Origin of the sequence: Rhizobium sp. BK512 (assembly GCF_014194915.1) — a bacterium.
GTDB lineage: Bacteria > Pseudomonadota > Alphaproteobacteria > Rhizobiales > Rhizobiaceae > Rhizobium.
On the sequence record NZ_JACIAS010000012.1, the window covers coordinates 167,119 to 187,972 of the forward strand.

The 20,854-nt window shown below is 56.2% G+C and carries 14 protein-coding genes; 10 read left to right on the forward strand and 4 right to left on the reverse strand.

Going from position 1 to position 20,854, the window contains the following annotated elements:
* Positions 1-1,407: 1,407 nt before the first annotated feature.
* On the reverse strand, positions 1,408-1,653 hold the full coding sequence (locus tag FHX06_RS32510) for a multiprotein-bridging factor 1 family protein (protein ID WP_112971136.1): 246 nt from the start codon (positions 1,651-1,653) through the stop codon (positions 1,408-1,410).
* A 210-nt stretch (positions 1,654-1,863) separates the two neighbouring features.
* Here FHX06_RS32510 and FHX06_RS32515 point away from each other — a divergent pair, with 210 nt between their 5' ends.
* The 7 genes from FHX06_RS32515 to FHX06_RS32545 all read left to right on the forward strand — a co-directional run bounded on the left by FHX06_RS32515 (position 1,864) and on the right by FHX06_RS32545 (position 13,785).
* Positions 1,864-2,754 (forward strand): LysR family transcriptional regulator, encoded by an 891-nt coding sequence (locus FHX06_RS32515; RefSeq protein WP_183882331.1) that lies wholly within the window; start codon positions 1,864-1,866, stop codon positions 2,752-2,754.
* Between the two features lie 448 nt (positions 2,755-3,202).
* The gene (locus FHX06_RS32520) at positions 3,203-5,053 is read left to right on the forward strand and encodes a site-specific integrase (protein WP_162728479.1); all 1,851 of its coding nucleotides are present in this window, start codon (positions 3,203-3,205) and stop codon (positions 5,051-5,053) included.
* Between the two features lie 183 nt (positions 5,054-5,236).
* Positions 5,237-7,330: a calcium-binding protein gene (locus tag FHX06_RS32525; protein WP_183882334.1), complete on the forward strand. Its 2,094-nt coding sequence runs from the start codon at positions 5,237-5,239 to the stop codon at positions 7,328-7,330.
* Between the two features lie 333 nt (positions 7,331-7,663).
* The gene (locus tag FHX06_RS32530) at positions 7,664-9,871 is read left to right on the forward strand and encodes a family 16 glycosylhydrolase (RefSeq protein WP_183882335.1); all 2,208 of its coding nucleotides are present in this window, start codon (positions 7,664-7,666) and stop codon (positions 9,869-9,871) included.
* Between the two features lie 484 nt (positions 9,872-10,355).
* The gene (locus FHX06_RS32535; protein WP_112972767.1) at positions 10,356-12,131 is read left to right on the forward strand and encodes a type I secretion system permease/ATPase; all 1,776 of its coding nucleotides are present in this window, start codon (positions 10,356-10,358) and stop codon (positions 12,129-12,131) included.
* Positions 12,128-13,423: an HlyD family type I secretion periplasmic adaptor subunit gene (locus FHX06_RS32540; RefSeq protein ID WP_112972768.1), complete on the forward strand. Its 1,296-nt coding sequence runs from the start codon at positions 12,128-12,130 to the stop codon at positions 13,421-13,423. The genes FHX06_RS32535 and FHX06_RS32540 overlap by 4 nt, the downstream gene beginning before the upstream one ends.
* A 62-nt stretch (positions 13,424-13,485) precedes the next feature.
* Positions 13,486-13,785: a hypothetical protein gene (locus tag FHX06_RS32545; protein ID WP_112972769.1), complete on the forward strand. Its 300-nt coding sequence runs from the start codon at positions 13,486-13,488 to the stop codon at positions 13,783-13,785.
* A 58-nt stretch (positions 13,786-13,843) separates the two neighbouring features.
* Here FHX06_RS32545 and FHX06_RS32550 read toward each other — a convergent pair whose 3' ends face one another.
* The 3 genes from FHX06_RS32550 to FHX06_RS32560 form a co-directional block, all read right to left on the reverse strand.
* The gene (locus tag FHX06_RS32550) at positions 13,844-15,160 is read right to left on the reverse strand and encodes a UDP-glucose dehydrogenase family protein (protein WP_112972776.1); all 1,317 of its coding nucleotides are present in this window, start codon (positions 15,158-15,160) and stop codon (positions 13,844-13,846) included.
* Positions 15,161-15,238: 78 nt separating this feature from the next.
* A complete protein-coding gene (locus FHX06_RS32555; protein ID WP_112972725.1) occupies positions 15,239-16,666 on the reverse strand; it encodes a mannose-1-phosphate guanylyltransferase/mannose-6-phosphate isomerase in 1,428 nt (475 codons plus the stop codon).
* Between the two features lie 43 nt (positions 16,667-16,709).
* Entirely contained in the window at positions 16,710-18,134 is a 1,425-nt protein-coding gene (locus FHX06_RS32560) for a phosphomannomutase (protein ID WP_183882337.1), read from the reverse strand.
* Between the two features lie 299 nt (positions 18,135-18,433).
* On the opposite strand from FHX06_RS32560, the gene ung reads away from it, so the two are divergent.
* The 3 genes from ung (at position 18,434) to FHX06_RS32575 (ending at position 20,811) form a co-directional block, all read left to right on the forward strand.
* Entirely contained in the window at positions 18,434-19,126 is a 693-nt protein-coding gene (ung, locus tag FHX06_RS32565) for a uracil-DNA glycosylase (RefSeq protein WP_113213269.1), read from the forward strand.
* Between the two features lie 129 nt (positions 19,127-19,255).
* Positions 19,256-20,188 carry a VOC family protein gene (locus FHX06_RS32570; protein WP_183882339.1) on the forward strand — a complete coding sequence of 311 codons (933 nt, stop codon included), beginning with the start codon at positions 19,256-19,258 and terminating at the stop codon, positions 20,186-20,188.
* 14 nt (positions 20,189-20,202) lie between these two features.
* Entirely contained in the window at positions 20,203-20,811 is a 609-nt protein-coding gene (locus FHX06_RS32575) for an alpha/beta hydrolase (protein WP_112972729.1), read from the forward strand.
* Positions 20,812-20,854 lie beyond the last annotated feature (43 nt).

Below are 20,854 nucleotides of genomic sequence, written 5' to 3' on the forward strand. Positions count from 1 at the left end.
GGTTCAGCAGTGGAGGGTCTCCGACACCCTCTAATGTGAAGTCTCGACCAGCGCAACGTGTAACATTGCTTGCCGCGCCGGCAAAACCCTCTGGCATAGACCAAAAACTTGGGCACTCACTTTCCTCATCCTTCCACGGCTTCGAAGGTAGCCCCTGCAACGGCGCAGCGGAACTGCCCGCGTTTTCTGCAGCCAGGATGACGCCCCGAAGCAAACAACCTAAGCGCATCCAGTTGAAATGGCTCGATGACGTGCTCAATGCTCTTTCTAAAAGGGCGAGTTTGCCGCCGCATAGCTGGGCGATAGTCTACTACATCTGCTCGGCTGCACTCGATGCGCCGCTAGGGGCAGGTTTCCACTGCGACGGCGCTGATGAGCTGATGAGTTGTAAGGAACGGACACATTGCGAGTTAGGATAGCCGCGGGCTAGCCCTTTTTAGCGAGTAGTCGCGTTCGGGCGATTTTTCTAATCTGAATGGGCAGCAGCATCCTGAAAGGGGGCCCGCCGTCTTCTGAGAGGGCGGGCCCTTGGCGTGCGCCAGCGAGGAGTAGGTAAGCCAAAATGGCTACTTGCGAGAACAAGGCTCGCCTTTGCAGAATGTCGCGCCGGTTCCTTACCTCTGGCGACCAGCGACTCCACTCTCAATCCGCCCGCCACAAGTTTGGATCCGGCACCCTCTTGAAGCCGAGAGAGCGAGATTTGTTGCTTAGGGCGGACGAAACCGACTTGGTTCACAACATCCAAAAAGCGCTACAGAGCTTATCTGAGCAGCCCTCGCTGCTCGATGACCCTTATGTTGACGAAACTCTGTTTCGCATCGTTCACGAAAGTGCCCGACCATGAACCAGAGTCGGCTGTCGTTCGGCGGCTGAGTGGATACACTATATGTTATTAAGGTCGCGTCGAAAACGAGCTCACCACCGATGGTGCGCGCTAGGGGTTGATCTCGATCGCGGCATCGGCCAGTTTAGCGCTCAACGACATCGCAGGACATTCTTATCATATGCCACGCGTTTCGCTTTCGCATGACCGCCGCATTGCACTGTTGACCGAATACTTGGCTGGAGCGCGTATCGATTTTTTGGCCGCCAAATATCGCGTCCATCGATCATATCCCCGGCATCTTTTTCGGAGATATTCGGCGAGAGGCCTGTTTCGAGGATGATTGGCAATAGGGAGCCCGAAATCTCGATCGGAAGGCCAAGGATGATGAGGTTTTTGGCGGATCAGATACCATAAGATATCGTTTCCCGTCAGGTTGCAGGTGAATTGTTAGGGGCCGACACCATGGCATAAACGGTTTGCCCGAACCTAGCAGTGTGAGCCACTCAGTTCTAAACCGTTCAATTTCAGGCAGATATCCAACCGCAGGCCACAGGACCTCGAGGCGTCCAGCACTTTGCACGTCAACTCGGTTCTTTAAACCGTACGCCTACTCCACCGCCATTTCGAGTGATAAATTCAATTCCGGCGCCCTGTAAGGTCATCTGGATCAATTTTAAATTTGCGACCGTAATTGTTGGCGGGCCGTCGTCCGCCTCTGCTCGCCGTATCGTTGACAGGCCAACGCAGGCTGCCTCAGCAAGATCCTCCGCCGTCCATCGGAGCAAAGCCCTCGCCGCCCGAATTTGAGCCCCGGTGATTTCACTCATAATTTTCGATTTCTCATTGAAACTTTTTGGTTCATATGCAATATTTTTGTTCAAGTCGGCCGCATCGGTGTTTGAGCCACCAAATGCGGCCTGACCACAACCTAAGCTGTCAGGAGCTCGGATCATGGCTGATTCCGACAATAGCAGAACTTTGTCTGCCGTCACGTTGGCTGTAATGAATTGTGCGGTGGCAGTGTAGGGATCTTCGTCATGGAACTACGCCAGCTATCCTACTTCGTCGCCGTGGCCGAGGAGCTGCATTTCGGTCGTGCGGCAGCCAAGGTGAACATCACACAGTCAGGCCTATCGGATGCGATCCTGGCCCTGGAGAAGGAGCTCGGCGTGCAGCTGTTGCTGCGCACGACCAGGCGGGTGGAACTGACGCGGGCAGGGGCCTCCTTCTACGAGCGCTCGGTCAGGATGATCAGCGAGCTGGAGCTGTCGAAGGAGATCGTCCGCTCGATCGCCGGCAAGACGTCTCGCAGGATCGCGATCGGTACGGTCTACCCGGCAACGATCGGCGTGCTGCCATCCTTTCTGTCGCGCATCGGCAGGAAGTATCCCGATATCCGCATGCATATCGAAAGCGGCACCACCGATGACATCATCCGCCATATCGAGGCAGGCCGCATCAATCTCGGCTTCATCCGACCGGTGGAGAATATCGGCTCGCTCCGCTTCTTCTCGATTGCCCATGAGCGCTATCTGCTGGCAGTGGCTAAGGAAAGCGCGCTGTCTGCGAGAAGCGAGATCGATCTTGAAGATCTGCGCTCCGAGAAGATCATCTCGTTTTCCCGCCAGAACCGTTCCTACAGCGAACAGTATTTCGCCGAGAAGTTCGAGGAGTACGATCTGACCGACAATGTCGCCTACACCTGTGACGACACTTTCTCGCTGGTGTCGCTGGTTTCAGCCGGTCTTGGTATCGGTTTCGTGCCGGAATGGACGCAGGATCTGCCGAACCGCGGCTTTGAGCTGAAGAAAGTGAGGGGCGTCGATTTCAAGATCGGGCTCGGTGTCGCCTGGAACCGGGAGGACCCGACCGCTGCCCGCGACGACATCATCGATATTGCCCGGTCGCTGGTGCGGCCGGGCAGGTGACTCTGTCGTAGTGGATTGCGAGGAACGACCCAGGGCGCTAAGCGGAACTTGAGCGCGGAGCGGTCGGTGCCGTGTCGCGTCGTTTAGCCTTCGATCCATGGCGCCCGAGAGCTTCACCACCCTTTGTTTTGCAGGTGATCTAACCTACCTGAACCCTTAGGTTGCCTTGAGAGCCGCGCGGGCAGGATCGGCTAAATATTAAATCGCGCTGTGGATGGCGCGAAAGCCTGGCAAGTTTCAGGCACCTACTTGTCACGTCGATACCATCAACGTTGTCGATCATTCGCGACGCTTATAAATCCGAACATTTGATTATTGGGAGTCATCCCTTTTTTAAGTTTCGGATCGATGAGACGCACTAACGTTTCTCGATTCACTATCTCCCCATCGGCTACCCAGAACGCGATTCATCGATAGCTGAGTCAGTAGTAAGCCTCAAGGAGCCATAATGACGCTGGCACTGCCTACCATCCCAAAGCCGATCGGTTTTGGAGTCATTCTGAGAACGGAAATTCGAAGGCACGGCGACACGATACGTGCGCTATCCGCCGCCTTGAAAGAAGGTGGCGCATCAATATCGACGGCGCAACTGAGTCAATGGTGCCGCGATCGAAACTTCCCCTCGAAAACCAGAAGCATACGGGCATTGTACATGATCGAGGCGCGTTACGGGTTGCCTCATGGCCACCTCGTACAGAAATTGTATTCTTTGACGGGCTATGTCTCCTGCTACGCCATCCGGGACGTGCCGCATCAGCGAAGGACCTTGTTCGCTTGGCATTTGCCCGACAATTTCCTCGTGCTTCCTGCTATGAAACAAGCCGAGATCAAGGCTTGGATTGCACAAAACGTTTTTTATGGCTTGACGGAATTTCGAAAGTATCAAGCAAAGGCAGTCAAACACTCCTTCAAAATGAAATTTCTAGTTCCTGATGGTCAGGGATTGTGGCAGCCTCAGAAGCGGCGTTCCTCCGTTTCCGCTGATCACTTTGGTCGACCACCGCGTCAACTCGCAGAAGAGATTGATGCTCTAATTTCATTCAAAACCGCAACGCTGCCACCGGAGGGCAAAGACCGTCTGGGTCGATGGAACGCGGCGAGCGCAGAAACCGCGAGGAGAAATCTCGGATTGTTTTTTGGCGCATTGGCTTCGTCTCCGGATGGCCGAGTTGGGGGTTTCGGCGCTTCCGTGGAAGATCTTACAATTGCTATCCTAGTCTTTCCGGCGGTGTGGGACTGGTACGTGATGTGGCGCGAAAAGCGACGTGGCTTCTACACCGCCTATGAGCGCAGCATGGTTTCTTTTGCAAAAAGCCTGGTTCGCAATGGAACGGGATGGCTGAGGCAGAACCGATGGCTTGCTTCTCGTTTGAAGCCGATTGCGGGCCTGATATCGGCTGCCGATATCCGCAAGGCGCAATGTGCCTGGGATGATGTATGCGATGCAATGCAATTGCACGCTTATCGTCGGGGCCGCGCATTGTTAGATGTCGAGCAGGTCCACCGTAGTTCCTTCGAAGCTATCGAAACCATCCTCGCTACCGACAACCCGATAAGAGAGTACCGCAAAATTACAAAGGAAATCATCACGCATGTTCAGAGAGGGGGATTGAGCGCATATGAGGAGGCACAAGCAGTCCGCGCTTTCCTCATGATGCAGTTTGGTCTCCATCTCGGATTGCGGCAGAAAAACCTTCGTGAACTTCTCGTCGCTACATCAGACCGTCCGACATCTGTCTTGTCACTTGTTCAAAAGCGTCGAGGGGAGTTGCGGTGGCGATCAGACACGGCAAGGTGGGAAGTTCTCGTGCCCGCGATAGCGTTCAAGAACGGCCATTCGCGCTTTTTCGATGGCGGAAAACCTTACCTTTGCGTTCTCCCGGATGTCGATGACCTCTATGCTTTCATCGCCGCTTATTTGAAAGAACATCGTCCATTGCTCGTTGGAGCTCACAACGATCCCGGTACTTTCTTTGTAAAGGGAAACATCAAAAGGAAGGGTCGCCTCGATTATGATCAGGCGTCATTCTACACTGATTGGCGCGAGGCAGTCGCAAAATATGGCATATACAATCCCTACACCGATAAGGGTGCGATAAAAGGACTGCTGCCGCATGGGCCACATTGTATTCGAGACGTCCTGGCAACATACGTATTGAAGAAGACAGGATCCATCGAGCTCGCCGCGCTTGCAATCCACGACTCTGTTCCAATGATCCAAAAATATTACGGCCGCTTTCTCCCTTCAGAAAAGACAGCACTCGTTATGAAGACAATAGGCGAGGCATGGCGCGATTAGGAAGCCGCGGCGCCAGGAATGTCGGACGCAGAGCCCCATGCTTAGCAATCATATTGCGAACAATACAATATGGTTAACGCGATCATAACTTTGGCGGATTCTACTGTAAATCAGGCCCTACTTTTGAAGGGAATCACTATACCATCGAAGTAATGTTTTCTACTTCCAGGCGAGGAGGATGAAATGGTCCAAGCTACTAGAATTACTGACGTTATCGATTCATTCGGCATCGACACACATATCGACTACACCGACGGGAAATATTCCAATATCGCGGAAGTTGTTAAAGCCCTGGGCTACCTTGGTCTCGACACAGTTCGAGATCATGCCCCCACCCCTGCCTCCGACCCCTACGGTCAAGGCCATCTTGGGGATGCGGCCGATGCGGGTGTCAAATTCGTTTTTGTTTCCGGGCGAGATGACACTCCCGCCACTGTCGTCCAGCGACTGCATGCCTTCGTCGAAGCGCATCCGGGTTCGATCGTCGGCATCGAAGGCCCGAACGAGGTCAACAACTGGCCGGTGGCTTATAAAGGTCTGTCGGGAGAGGCTGCGGCAGTTGCCTACCAGAAGGACCTCTTCAATGCAGTCAATGCCGATCCGCTGTTGAAGGATATTCCGGTTCTCGGCTTTACCGGTTACACGGTTGCCTCTTCCAACGATTACACGACGATCCACACCTATGCGAAAGAGGGCGACCAGCCCTTCTCCTGGCTCTCGCGTGAATCCGGCAACCAGATGCAGGCCGATCCCGGCAAACCGCTTACCATCACCGAGATCGGCTATCACACGTCGCTGACCGCTGACACCAACGGCGGATGGGAAGGCGTCGACGAGACGACGCAGGCAAAACTGCTTCTCAACACTCTGATGGACGGCGCCTTTCTGGGATCCAAGGGAACCTTCATCTACCAGCTTCTCGATGCCTATTCGGATCCGCAGGGTTCCGATCAGGAAAAGCATTTCGGGCTGTTTCGCCTGGATTACACGCCGAAACCGGCAGCAATGGCGATCCACAATCTGACCGAAATTCTCGAAGACGACGGCGCGACCCAGGCGAACTTCAATCCGGGCACGCTCAATTACTCCATCAACGGACTGCCTTCCACTGCGCGCAGCTACCTGACGGAGAAATCCGACGGAAGCTATCAGATCATCATCTGGAACGAGCCGGATATATGGAACCAGACGACCGACAAGGCGATCCAGGCGGCTGCGACCAACGTCAGCGTCAACCTGGGTGGAGCTTTCGGGACCGTGCAGGTCTACGACCCACTGGCGGGCGATACGCCGGTCAAAAGCTTCAGCAACATATCCTCGCTCAACCTGGACGTTGTCGACCATCCCATCATTATCAACATAGCCGCAGGTAGCGGCGCCCGTCCGGAACCCGGCCACATCTACGGCGGCACCGGAGACGACACGTTTACGGTCACCTCCCCGACCGACATTGTCGATGAAAGCCGCGGCGGCGGAACCGATACCGTCATGTCGTCGATCAGCTTCAGTCTGGCGGACAGAGTGCATGCGATCGGCCCTATCGAGAAGCTTACACTTACAGGCAATGCGCCGATCAACGCGACTGGCAACGGGCTCAACAATGTCCTTGTCGGCAATACAGCAAATAACGTTCTCGACGGAGGCACCGGAATAGATCACATGCAAGGTGGAGCCGGCGACGACACCTATATCGTTGACAACACCAATGACATTGTGATCGAAGCTGGCGGCTCCGGCAATGACACCGTTAAATCCTACGTCACGCTCAGTCTGGCCGACAAGAATCACGTGACTGGAACTGTTGAAAACCTGACCCTGTTGGGCACGGCAAATACGAATGCGACAGGCAACAGCGCGGGCAATATCATAACCGGCAATTCCGGGAACAATATCCTCACTGGGGGCGACGGAAACGACCAGCTGGTAGGCGGCAACGGCAACGATATCCTGAACGGCGGAGCTGGAGCCGACCACTTCGTCTTCGACTTCAAACCCAGCGCTTACAACATCGACAAGGTCGAGGATTTCTCGGAAAGTGCCGGCGACAAGATCGTTCTCGACCACAACGTCTTCACGGCCATCGATCCCGCAAATTTCTTCGCGGGAAACCTCGTCGTCGGCACCAAGGCTTTGGATACGAATGACCGATTGGTCTACGACCAGCCAACCGGAAAGCTTTTCTACGATGCGGACGGGAACGGGCAAGACGCGGCCGTACAGATTGCGACGCTTTCCAATCTGACGACGCTTCATTACGACGATTTTCTGTTCCTTTGAGATCAGGCCTACCGCCGTAAGCAGCGAATTAGGCAAATCCTCTTCCGAGTTCAGGCGCGATATCGATCTCAATCGACGAGCTAGTTCGCTGCGACCCGGTCAGAACTTGACGTTCGACAGCGGGTGGCAACTATCGAGTCTCGCTCGCGCCTGCGAAGACTAGGAAATGGAGGAGGACTACGGCTCGAGGACAATGACACGACTCACACCGTCGTTGGTAGGCAAACTTTTGGCAAATGGTATTTGATATCGATTAAAATTGCTCCGAATTTGGTAAGCTGTTTGAAATGCTACAAGCCATAGAGTCTCCGGATCATCTCTTGGAGGTTTGGTATGGCGTTGGACGAAATCACCTGGACGAACCAGTATGCTGGCACCTCGTTGAATCTTTCAACCTACAATATTTCCTTTCAAGACGAATTCGATACTCTCAGCGTGGCTCCGAATGGGAAGACCCAAGCTACCTGGTATTCAGGCGTTCATAGTCCCTTTGGGGTCGCATCATTCACCAGCGGGGCGACGCCGTACGATCCTTTCTCGGTTGCGGACGGCGCGCTCCATATAAAAATGCAGCAAATTGACGGCAAGTGGCAATCAGGGATCCTCCAGTCCGTCAACGCCGACGGCTTGGGATTTGCGCAATCCTACGGATATTTCGAGGTGAGGGCGTCATTTCCAAGCGGCATCGGCGCTTGGCCTGCGTTCTGGCTATTGTCTGAGGGGGCAGAAGATAAGCCGAGGGTCGAAGTCGATACCGTCGAAGCATACGCGGCAGATCCGGACGGTCACCATACAGCCCTTCACTTCAGGCCGGGCGAAGATACGCCGGATGTACCGGAACATATATGGGCATCCGAATATACCGGAATGCCAACCTCGCTCTTTGATAGCGGCTATCACACCTATGGCACGATGATCACCCCCGATTGGATCATCACCTACATGGATGGGGTGGAACTGGCCAGAACCGCCGCAAACGAATATACAAGCGGGCCATATTATATGCTGGTCGATTTGGCAATGACAACGTCCGAAGGCGCGGACCCGAGCCACGTTTATGATATGCAAGTCGACTATGTCAGAGCCTATGCTGATCCGCGATACACTGCACAATACGTCGTCGGCACCACCGGATCCGATTATCTGACCGGAACGCCCTTCGACGATCGGATCGACGGCCGTGAAGGCGGGGATCGAATGAGTGGAGGGAACGGAAACGATACCTATTATGTCGATAATGCCGCAGATATGGTTTACGAAACAATCGATGGCGGAAACGATCAGGTTATCAGTTCCGTGAGCTTCGACATGAGAGGCCAATATCTGGAAAAGCTAACGCTTACAGGAACGGCTGATCTCAACGCTATCGGCACCAAGTATGACAATACGATCATTGGAAACGCAGGCAACAATTCGATCAATGGCGGTGCGGGCGCCGATTGGATGGCTGGCGGCGTCGGGAACGACACTTATTTCGTCGACAATATCAAAGACCAGGTCATCGAGCGTTCCGGTGAAGGCATCGATACCGTTTATACGACGGTCAGCTTTGACATGCGCGGTCAATATATCGAAGCCGTCGTGGTGGATGGCAATGCCGCCGCTTCAATCGTCGGAAACTCGCTAGACAATACGATAACGGGAAACCAGGCCGCCAATACGATCGACGGATCCTCGGGCGCCGATGTTATGATCGGTGGGGACGGCAATGACATCTATTACATCGACAATCCTGGGGATGTTGTCGTCGAATCGGCGTCGGCAGGCACCGACACGATTTACACCACGATCGGCATCGCCACGCCAATCGACAACGTCGAGATTTATCGGTTGCTCGGCGGAGAAAATCTTGGGCTCAGGGGATCCGACGGGAATCAAAAGCTCTACGGAAACACCGGCAACAACACGCTCGACGGTGGGGCAGGCGCAGATTGGCTGGAGGGCGGCAAGGGCAACGACATCTATTTTGTCGATCAGGGAGATGTCGTCGTCGAAAGGCAAAATGAAGGAACCGACTTGGTCTACAGTACCGCGTCCTTTTCACTTGCGGGACAGTATTTGGAAAAGCTGATTTTGACGGGAAGCGGGAACATCGACGGACAGGGTAACGGATACGACAACACGATTAACGGCAATGCCGGAAATAACACCTTGAGTGGCGGTGGCGGCAGCGACATCCTTCGCGGCGGTTTTGGAAATGATATCCTGATCGGTGATGAGAAGGGAATGAAGTACGCCGATACCTTCGTGTTCGACCAAACTCCGAGCTCAACAAACGTTGACACGATTTTGGACTTCCAGTCGGGCTCGGACAAAATTCAGCTGGCCACAGGGGTATTCAAGGGCCTTGCGGGCTGGTGGAGCGAAATCCCTTTCGAGATCGGCAACGAGAGCACCCATGCTGCAGCAAGCATCGTTTACGACGACACGACAGGCAAGTTATACTATGATGCAGATGGCTCCGGCTCCAGTGGCAAGATCCAGTTCGCAGAGCTTAGCGGCAGCCCGCACCTATCGTGGCAGGATTTTATCCTTGTCTGAAGCTGCATTAGTTTTCACGGAGCGACAGACACTGACGCGAGGAGGTTATGCTGAATATCGAATAGCCGGTTTGGGTCGTCCATAGCGTAAGCTATATCCAGCCATCGCGCGTTTCAGCCGCAATCTTTGTCGCCTGGCTCGGATGGCTCGCTTCTCAAAGTTTGTCGGCGGCTTATCGTCATGCCTTCGGAACACGAACTCGATTGGCTCCAGATTAAGATCGATTGTAGAAAACGTCTCTGTCGTCGAGATCCCGTGGATGCAGTCGCCTGGCCATTTCGTCAGTGTCCCAGTCTTACTTTTTTGGCGGACGAATGCGGGCGGTGCTCATGTCATTTTTTGACCCGAGATAGATTGAAATCAAGCCAGACCGCAAAAGACCTGTTGATTGCTAAACTATACCCTGAGTACCCCAAGCTTTCGCAAATTCTTGCCCTGTTTCGCAGATAGCGTTTGAACCGGGCGTATAACGGAGCTTCGACTTTTGAACGAACTAGACACCTCGCCGGCTCGAAAGGGCGAGAACAACGTCGCGACAGTCGCAATCGTACGCAGCCGCAGCGGCTTGATCGCCGTCGCCGTCGCAAGCGCGCTGGTCAATCTTCTTTATCTCACCAGCTCATTTTTCATGCTGCAGGTCTACGACCGAATAATCCCGAGCCGTAGCATCTCATCTCTGGTCGCTCTCGCGCTGCTAGCGCTTTTGCTTTACGCCTTCCAGGGCGCTTTCGATATCGTGCGCGGGCGCATTCTCGTGCGCATATCGGGGGTCTTCGACGAAATCATGAACCGCCGCGTCTTTAGGGCGACTCTAAAGGCGCCCCTCAAAGGCAAGGTGGCCGGTGACGGGCTTTTGGTGTTGCGGGACTTCGATCAGGTTCGCAGCTTCCTTTCTAGCCCCGGTCCGTCGGCCTTTTTCGATTTGCCCTGGGTGCCGCTCTATGTCGTGATCTGCTTCCTCTTTCATCCCGTCATCGGCATCATTGCCGTCTGCGGCGCGCTTATCCTGATTGTGCTGACGTTTCTAACCAATCGCAGTTCGCAGACTTCCGCCCGGCTAGCCTACGAACTGGCGGCTGAACGCTATGCGCTGGCAGGTGCTGCGCAGCGAAATGCTGAAGTTGTCCAGGCCATGGGAATGGCCGACGACCTTTCCGACAGCTGGTCAGCTTGCAACGACAGTTATCGCGATATCCAGTGTCGCAATGCCGATACCGTCAACGGCTACTCCATCGTCTCGAAGATCTTCCGCATGGGCCTACAATCGGGCGTGCTTGCAGCGGGCGCCGTGCTGGTCATCGAAAACATGGCGTCTGGCGGCATAATCATCGCAGCGTCAATTCTGACATCGAGGGCGCTCGCACCTGTAGAACAGGCGATTGCCAATTGGAAGGGGTTCGTCGCGGCGCAACAATCCTGGAACAGGCTGCGGCAGACGCTAGCTCTTTTGCCTGAGGCCGTCTCGCCGCTTGCTCTGCCTGCGCCTTCCAGCGAACTTGCCGTCGAGGCGGTTTCGAGCGGGCCGCCTGGTAAATCGCAGCTGATTATCCAGGGCGTCAGTTTTACCCTGAAGGCCGGCAGCGCGCTTGGCGTGATCGGCCCGAGTGCCTCGGGCAAGTCCTCGCTGGTGCGTGCGCTCGTCGGCCTTTGGCCCGTGTATCGGGGATCTGTGCGCATCGATGGCGCAGCGCTCGACCAATGGGACGACGTCTCGCTTGGACGCCACGTAGGCTACTTGCCGCAGGACGTCGAACTCTTTGCCGGCACCGTAGCGCAGAACATCGCTCGCTTCGACAGGAAGACCAATGCGGAGGATATCATTGCCGCTGCGCGCATTGCCGGCGTACATGACCTGATCCTGCGCTTGCCTAAGGGCTACGAAACGGACATTGGGCCGGGCGGCTCCATGCTGTCGGCAGGCCAACGCCAGCGCATTGCCCTTGCCCGTGCACTCTATCGCGATCCTTTTCTCGTCGTTCTTGACGAACCAAACTCCAATTTGGACATTGATGGCGAGACGGCGCTCGCCGGCGCAATTGCAAGCGTTCGCCAGCGCGGTGGCATCGTCATCGTGGTCGCCCATCGGCCGAGCACGCTTTCCAGCGTCGATCTGGTTCTGGCGATGCGCGACGGCCAGGCGTCAGCCTTCGGAGCGAAAGACGTGGTGCTTGCCAAGGTCATCCGGAGCGATAGCCTCAGCGACCAGCCGCGGCATGCCGCTCTAAAGGTGGTCGCTGAGGCTCTGGAGCAGGGCCGATGATCAAGCAATCGCAACGCTCGCTAAATCGCCACATCCTTGCCGTCTGGGCGCTATCGGTCGCGCTTGTTGGCGGGATCGGCGGTTGGGCAGCCTCGACGGCGTTGTCCAATGCGGTGGTTGGCCAGGGCACGGTCATTATCGACCAGAACGTGAAGAAGATTCAGCATCTTACGGGGGGCATCGTCGCCGAGCTGATGGCGCGGGAAGGGGCACATGTAGAGGCCGGCGATGTCCTACTGCGTCTCGACAGCACCTCGGTGAGGGCCAACCTTGCCATTATCAACGGCAATCTCGCCCAGCTTTATGTGCGCCGCGCCCGGCTGCAGGCCGAACGTGTCGGAGCGGAATTCTCTCCCGGCGATATTGGATCAGATGGCATGGATGTCACCGCAGGCAAGAACCTCATCGACGGCGAGGTCCAACTCTTCGATGCACGCCGGTCTTCGCTCATCGGCATGCGCAAGCAGTTGGAGGAGCGCAAGGAGCAGCTCGCCGAGGAGATAAAGGGCGATACGCTTCAGCTTGCATCCATCGAAGAAGCCAGCCGGCTCGTTGATCAGGAGTATGATGCAGCCAGGAAGCTCTATGACCAGCAGATCGTCACCATGCAGCGGGTCAACGGCCTAAAGCGGCAGCGCGTCGAACTCGACGGAAATCGCGGTGAGCGCCTGTCGTCGCGCGCGCAGGCCGAAGGCAAGATCGCGGAAATCAACCTTCAGATCCTGCAGCTTGATGAGGATCGGAGAACCGAGAACTCAAAGGACTTGACGGACATCGAGGCCAAGATATCGGAGATGCAGGAGCGCCGCATCGCAGCCGTCGATCAGTTGAACCGACTGGAGCTTCGTTCGCCGATGAACGGTCGCATCTATCAGCTTACGGTCCATACCGTGGGTGGCGTCGTCAATCCCGGTGAAGTGCTGATGCTTCTGGCGCCGGATCAGCGCGACCTGACGGTCGAGGCGAAAATCGCCACTCGCGATATCGATCAGCTCGCGCTCGGTCAGAAAGTCGACATCCGCTTCAGCGCGTTCGACCAGCGAACGACACCGGAAGTGCAAGGAGATGTCGTATCGATTTCGCCTGATGTCGTGACGGAACAGCGAAACGGCGCCGAATACTATCCCGTCCGCATCAAGCCAGAGCCGGCAAGCCTGTCAAGTCTCTCGAATATGGCGCTCTACCCAGGCATGCCCGCGGAAGTCTTCATCAAGGTCGCGGATAGATCGGTCATTTCGTACATGACAAAACCGCTGATGGACCAGATTAGCCACACATTCCGCGAACAGTGAGTGTTGTCAAAGATCCCAACTTACTTGGGGCGACAGATAAATTGGACGACGAAGCAATATGATTGCGTCAGCTTGCGAAAAACTTTTCGGACCAGGAAGCAAAGCATGAACAAGCTCTCACGGGAGCTCGGCGCCCTGTTTATTCGAATGTGCGGGATGTGAGCCGCCACCACATTGGCGCAACCTTTGCAAACGACAGGCTTGTCGAGGATGAAGATAGCTCACTCAGACAGGAAGCTATTTCTGGCCAACAATATTTGCGCGAGGTCCGAGCATTCGCAACGGCGGAACTCGACCGCATCTTCACGGTCGAGCCTATCCGCAGCCTGGCAGCACCTGCCTCGCTCAGCGCGATACAATGACCAATCGGCTAGACATAGGCCAGCTGCGATCAGCACCCGGTAATGAAATAGCGCATAATTAAGCCTTTTTGGACAGCTTGCCGATCGGGAAGTAGTCGAAGCCCTGCTTGCTGACGTCGACGGCCGAGTAGATATTGCGTAGATCGACGATAACTGGCCGCTTCATGCTGGTCTTCAGGCGCTCGAGGTCAAGAGCTCGGAACTCTTCCCATTCGGTGACGATGACAACGGCATCGGCGCCTGAGGCGATCTCGTAAGGATTGCTACCGAAGGTGACCGGGCCGAGCATGCCCTTCGAGGCTTCCATGCCCTCGGGGTCATAAGCATGGACAGTTGCGCCGCCATCCAGCAGTGCCTGGATGATGGTGATCGACGGTGCATCTCGCATGTCGTCAGTGTTCGGCTTGAACGTCAAGCCGAGCACGGCGATCTTCTTGCCACGCACGTCGCCGTCGCAGGCGGCGATCACCTTGCGGCCCATAGCGCGCTTGCGATTATCGTTGATGGCAACCGTGGTCTCGATCAGGCGCACCGGACTGTCGAAGTCTTGGGCGGTCTTGACGAGAGCAAGTGTATCCTTCGGAAAGCAGGAGCCGCCGTAGCCGGGGCCGGCATGCAGGAACTTGTCGCCGATACGCTTGTCCATGCCAATACCCTTGGCAACCTTCTGGATGTCGGCGCCGATCTTTTCGGACAGGTCAGCAATCTCGTTGATGAAGGTAATCTTCATCGCCAGGAAGGCGTTGGCGGCATATTTGATGAGTTCGGAGGTGCGGCGTTCGCAAAAATAGAGTGGCGCTTCATTGAGGTAAAGCGGACGGTAGACTTCACGCATGACCTCGACGGCCCGCGCATCTTCAGTGCCGATCACGATGCGGTCGGGCCGCTTGAAATCGGTGATGGCCGCACCCTCACGCAGGAATTCCGGGTTGGAGACGACGACGATGTCCTTGTCGGGGAACTCCTCTCGGAAGATGCGCTCGATCTCGTCACCGGTACCAACCGGAACTGTCGACTTAGTCACAACGACCGTGAAGCCCCTGACCGCCGCGGCAATTTCGCGCGCTGCAGCATAGACATAGCTCAAGTCCGCATGACCGTCGCCGCGGCGCGACGGGGTGCCGACAGCGATGAAGACGACATCAGCATCCCCGACCGGGCCGGCTAGATCGAGCGAAAAGTCCAGACGGCCAGCAGCACGGTTATGGCTGATAATGGCATCCAGCCCCGGTTCGAAAATCGGCACTTCTCCGGCCTCAAGAGCCGCGATCTTGGCTTCGGATTTGTCGACACAGGTGACATGGTGACCGAAATCAGCAAAGCAGCCGCCGGATACCAGACCGACGTAACCCGAACCAATCATGACTATATGCATGAAGCTGTCTCCAAGGATAATGACGTATGAGCTATATGTTGCATCGCAGCAAATCAAGCCAAAACGGCCTGCCGCGTGTTACGTTCTACCGAACTCGTCCACGATGCGGATGATATCGTCTTCGCCGAGATAGGAGCCCGTCTGGACCTCGATGAGTTCCAGCAGAATCTTGCCCGGATTTGCAAGGCGATGGACTTCACCGAGCGGGATATAGACTGACTCGTTTTCGCGCAGCATCTGCACATTGTCGCCGATCGTAACTTCGGCTGTTCCCTTCACCACGATCCAATGCTCGGAACGGTGATGGTGCTTCTGCAGCGACAACTTCTTGCCGGGTGTCACGAAGATACGCTTCACCTGGAAACGATCGCCGTTGAAGATCGAAGTGTAGCCGCCCCACGGACGGTAAGATGTGGGATGGGTCTCGGTCAGCTTCGATGTCTTCTTATGGCCGGCGAGCAGCTTTACGAGCTTGCCGACTTCCTGGCTTTCCTTCAGCGGGCCGACGTAAACGGCGTCTTCGCTCGCAATAACGGCGACGTCGTCCATGCCCTGGACGGCAAGGTGAACACCATGCGTCATCACGAGCGAGTTGCGGGTGTTGACGACCGTCGTGTTGGCCGCGGCGATATTGCCGTTTTCATCCTGAGTGCCGGTTTTCCAAACGGCATCCCAGCTACCCATGTCCGACCACTTGAAGGCGGAGGGAACGACAGCGGCCTTGGACGTCTTTTCCATGACAGCGTAATCGATGGAGATGTCGGGGCTCTTTGCGAAGTGTTCGGCATCCAGACGGGTGAAATCGAGATCACGCGTAGCCTTGGAGAGTGCCTTGTCCGCCGCCTTCAGCACATCAGGTGCATATTCCTGCATTTCGGAAAGCAGTTCGGCGACCGGGAACATGAAGATACCCGAGTTCCAGTAAAAGCCACCGGCGGTCAGCATCTGCTCGGCCTTCTCGCGTGCCGGCTTTTCGACGAAGCGCTTGACCTCGTGCGCGCCGCTTGCAAGCTGCTTGCCAACCTCGATGTAACCATAGCCGGTCGCCGGCTCCGTCGGCGTGATGCCGAAGGTGACGAGCTTGCCCTTGAGGGCTGCATCCCGTGCCGTGCGGATGGCGTCGAAATAGGCATCGTCTGCAAGGATCTCGTGATCAGAGGCCAGCATCTGAATGATGGCTTCCTTGCCGAAATGCTCGGAGGCAAGGCTCGCAGCAGCTGCCACTGCGGCAGCAGTGTTGCGGGCGACAGGCTCCAGCAAGACAGCGGCGAGCGGAATATCAAGTTCGCGGGCCTGTTCCGCGACGAGGAAACGAAAGTCCTCATTCGTCACAACGACAGGGGCTTCGTAAAGCGCCGGATCGGAAACGCGAACCAGGGTTTCCTGAAACAGGGTCTTGTCCCCGACAAACTGGATGAACTGTTTCGGCGCCGTTGCGCGCGAGAGCGGCCAAAGGCGCGTGCCCTTGCCGCCAGCCATGATCACGGGAACGATTTTCTGTGTCATCGGATGCTCTTCCTTGAAATGAACGGCCAGGTTTGTCGCATGCTTACCGGGCTTCTGCCCAGCGCTTAATTCGGGTCAATCCCGCATTCAAGAGTTGTAAGGCGGCTGCCTCGCTTTCGGCTTCCACATAGCAACGCATTTCCGGCGCATTGCCGGACGGCCGAAAATGAATGATGCGCCCATCGCGCAACGTCACGCGCAAGCCGTCAATATCGCTTTTCGAGCTAACCTCGCCAACAGGCTGCAGGAATTCTGCAAGGTTGGCGTCGGAGTCACGCAGGTAAGCCATCAGGGCTACGCTGGTTTCGACCGGGAAGTTCTCGAGACGATCGGCCGCCGCAAAGGGCAGTTTGTATGAAGCCGCAACGATCGAAAGTGGCTCCTTGCGGATTGCGGCGAGCGAAAGCGTTGCCAGCATAGGCACGAAGCAGTCGCGCGTGGGCAATGCTCGCACGCTGCGGCCGTTGATATCGAAGGGTGTTGCGGTCAGGAGCCCGCCGTTCGCTTCGAAGCCCATCACCAGATTCTTGCCTGCGGCAACGGCCTCTTCCATGCCGGCAATCACGAAAGGAGAGCCGACGCGGGTCCGAATGACTCTGAAGGATCCTGCGGCTTCAATTCCCGAATTGGAGGTGACCGGCGTGACGACGGTACCGGCACCGAGGAAATTGGCTGAAATCAATCCCAGAAGATCTCCGCGCAACGGCGTTCCGGTTTCATCGGCAACCAGCGGACGGTCGCCATCGCCATCCGTGGAAACAATCGCATCAAGGCCATGTGTAGAGGCCCAGTTCTTCAGAAGGGCGATCGTCTCTTCGGAAACGGCTTCGGTGTCGACCGGGATAAAGGTTTCGGACCGACCAAGAGCGACTACCTCGGCGCCATAATGGGCGAGAATATCGACCATCAAGTCGCGGGCGACCGTGCTGTGCTGATAGATGCCGATCTTCATGCCCAGAAGCGCACGTGCCGGCAAGAGACCCGCATTGCGCTCAAAGAAGAGCTGCAGGCAGGGTGCAGAGTGATCCTCGACAGCTACAGGTTCGCTAACAACCGATTCGCCGGAGGCTTCGATTTCGGCAGCAAATCGGGTAATCGCTGCTTCGTCCGCTTTGTCGATCTCGCCGTCTGGGCGATAGAATTTGATGCCGTTGCGGTCCGCCGGGATATGCGAACCCGTTATCATCAGGCAAGCGGCCTTTCTTTCCAGGCCGTAAAGCGCAAGCGCCGGTGTCGGGACAGTGCCGCAGTCTAGAACTCTAAAGCCGAGGCTTACGAGCGCGCCGGCGCAGTTGCCAGCAATCTCCGGGCTGGACTCCCGGAAATCACGGCCGATCAGAATGACATCGCCCTGTGCGGCTTTGTTGCTCTGCAGCAAATATTTGCCGAAAGCCATGGCATAAAGCGCCGATGCACGTCCTGTGAGATCTACCGAAAGACCACGAAGGCCGCTTGTCCCAAACTTCATGCGAAACACCCTCGCGCTGTGAACAACCGATTTCTACTGTGCTGATTTGCTTGGGTAAACAGCAAAATTAGGGCATAGTTAAAACGGCAGACGGCATAGCAAAGTATTGCCATCATTTGCGTATCGTTACCAGCACTTTTGGTAATGGTGGAGAATTTCCAATTTATGACAGTCCAAGCTCTCTTCGCATCTGCGAGATAGCAAGGCATAGCGTCAAAGCCGTCGCGTATTGTGGCTCTGGGTAATTTTGCTAGAACGGCTATCGTACATGGGTTGCATCGATCCGGGAGGTTTGCGTCGTGAACGACACGTCAGTCACTCTTGAAGAGAGTTGGAAAGCGGCGCTCGCGGGCGAGTTTGCAAGTCCCTACATGCAGCAGCTCAAGTTCTTTCTCGTCGAGCAGAAGCAGCTTGGCAGACAGATTTTCCCCAAAGGCGGGGAGTATTTCCGCGCCCTGGATCTGACGCCGCTTGCGAAGGTTAAAGTCGTGATTCTTGGGCAAGATCCTTATCACGGCATCGGCCAGGCTCATGGTCTCTGCTTCAGCGTTCGCCCAGGCGTGCGTATTCCGCCATCACTCGTCAATATCTACAAGGAGATGGCGACCGATCTGGGAATCTCGCCGGCGCGGCACGGCTTCCTTGAACATTGGGCCCAACAGGGCGTGCTTCTCCTCAACAGTGTGCTGACCGTGGAGGAATCTCAGGCGGCCTCGCATCAGGGCAAAGGCTGGGAACGCTTCACCGATGCGGTCATCCGCAAGGTGAACGACGAATGTGAAGCCGTCGTTTTCATGCTCTGGGGCTCCTATGCCCAAAAGAAGGCGGCTTTTGTCGATTCAAGGCGGCATCTGGTGCTGAAGGCGCCGCATCCGTCGCCGCTTTCCGCCCATAACGGCTTTTTCGGATCGCGACATTTCTCCAAGGCGAATGCGTTTCTACAGTCGCATGGCCGTGAACCTATTGATTGGCAGCTTCCATTCAATCCTTGAACGCTGCCGCATTGTCGTTCACAAAATGGAGACAATGCGTGTCAGCTTGCCGGACTATGAGAACCGGCTCGAAAAGCTCATCTATGACCCATCGAAAGCCCGCCTGTTGCGGGCAGAAAGAGGTCTCAAATGCTCGATCAAATCAAGGGTCTGCACCACGTTACATCGATGGCCGAGGACGCCCGGACCAACAACCAGTTCTTCACCAATGCGCTGGGCCTGCGCCGCGTCAAGAAGACCGTCAATTTCGACGCTCCCGATGTCTATCACCTCTACTACGGTGACGAGACCGGTTCGCCGGGCACGATCATGACCTATTTTCCGTTCCCGAAGATGGCGCAGGGGCGTCCGGGCACAGGTGAAGTCAGCACCACGGTCTACTCGGTTCCGCAGGGCTCGCTGGGCTTCTGGAGCGATCGCCTGACTAAGCTCAATGTCACTGGCTTGAAGACGGATGAATCCTTTGGTGAAAAACGCCTGAATTTTGCTGGTCCCGACGGCGACGGCTTCGCACTTGTCGAGGTCAAGGATGACGCCCGTGCTCCATGGACGCACGGTGGCGTCAGCGAAGATCATGCCATCAGAGGCTTCCACTCCGTTGCCATGCGGCTGAGAGATGACGGTGCCACAGCTGAACTTCTGAAGTTCATGGGTTATGAAGTTCAGGAAGAACGCGACGGCGTCAAGCGTCTCAGCATTCCCGGCGGGAACGGTGCGCATCTCGTCGATCTTGAAACCATGCCCAATATTGCCCGTGCGCTTCCGGGCGCCGGCTCCGTCCACCATGTCGCTTTCGCCGTCGAAAACCGCGAGAAGCAACTCGAAGTGCGCAAGGCGTTGATGGACACCGGCTATCAGGTCACCCCGGTCATCGACCGCGATTACTTCTGGGCAATCTATTTCCGTACGCCTGGCGGCGTACTGTTCGAGATCGCCACCAACGAACCCGGCTTCGACCGCGACGAGGATACGGCTCACCTCGGCGAAGCATTGAAGCTGCCGCAGCAGCATGCGCATCTGCGTGCCCTTATCGAGCAGCATCTCCAGCCGCTCGAAGCCTAAGCGGAGACAGAACGATGACTGACAATGGTTATGTGCACCGGCTGCATGCCGGTGCACCCGGAAAGCCCATTCTCTTCGTGCTTCACGGGACGGGGGGTGACGAGAATCAGTTCTTCGATTTCGGCAGGCGATTGCTGCCGGAGGCGACGATCGTTTCGCCGCGCGGCGACGTATCCGAGTATGGGGCAGCGCGCTTCTTCAGGCGAACCGGCGAAGGTGTCTACGACATGGCTGACCTCGCTCGGGCGACGGACAAGATGAGTGGTTACGTCCAGGATCTAGCCTCGACGCACGGTGCATCCAGGATTCTCGGGCTAGGATTTTCGAATGGCGCAAACATTCTGGCGAACGTGCTTATCGAGAAGGGCCTGTTCGACGCGGCAGCTCTGCTTCATCCGCTTATCCCTTTTCGACCGCGCGCCAATCCCGATCTTGGCGGTCGCAGAATATTGATCACCGCAGGTCAGCGCGATCCGATCTCGCCTGTCGCGTTGACCGAAGCGCTTTCCGCCTATTTCGAGAGCCAGAATGCACAGGTGCAGACGGAGTGGCATTCGGGAGGCCATGACATCCGCCCCAATGAGATTGAGACGATCAGCGGCTTCTTTTCGGAACTGACGTGAGCAAAAAAATTATGCGGCGAATTTCGCCGCATAGTCCATTTCA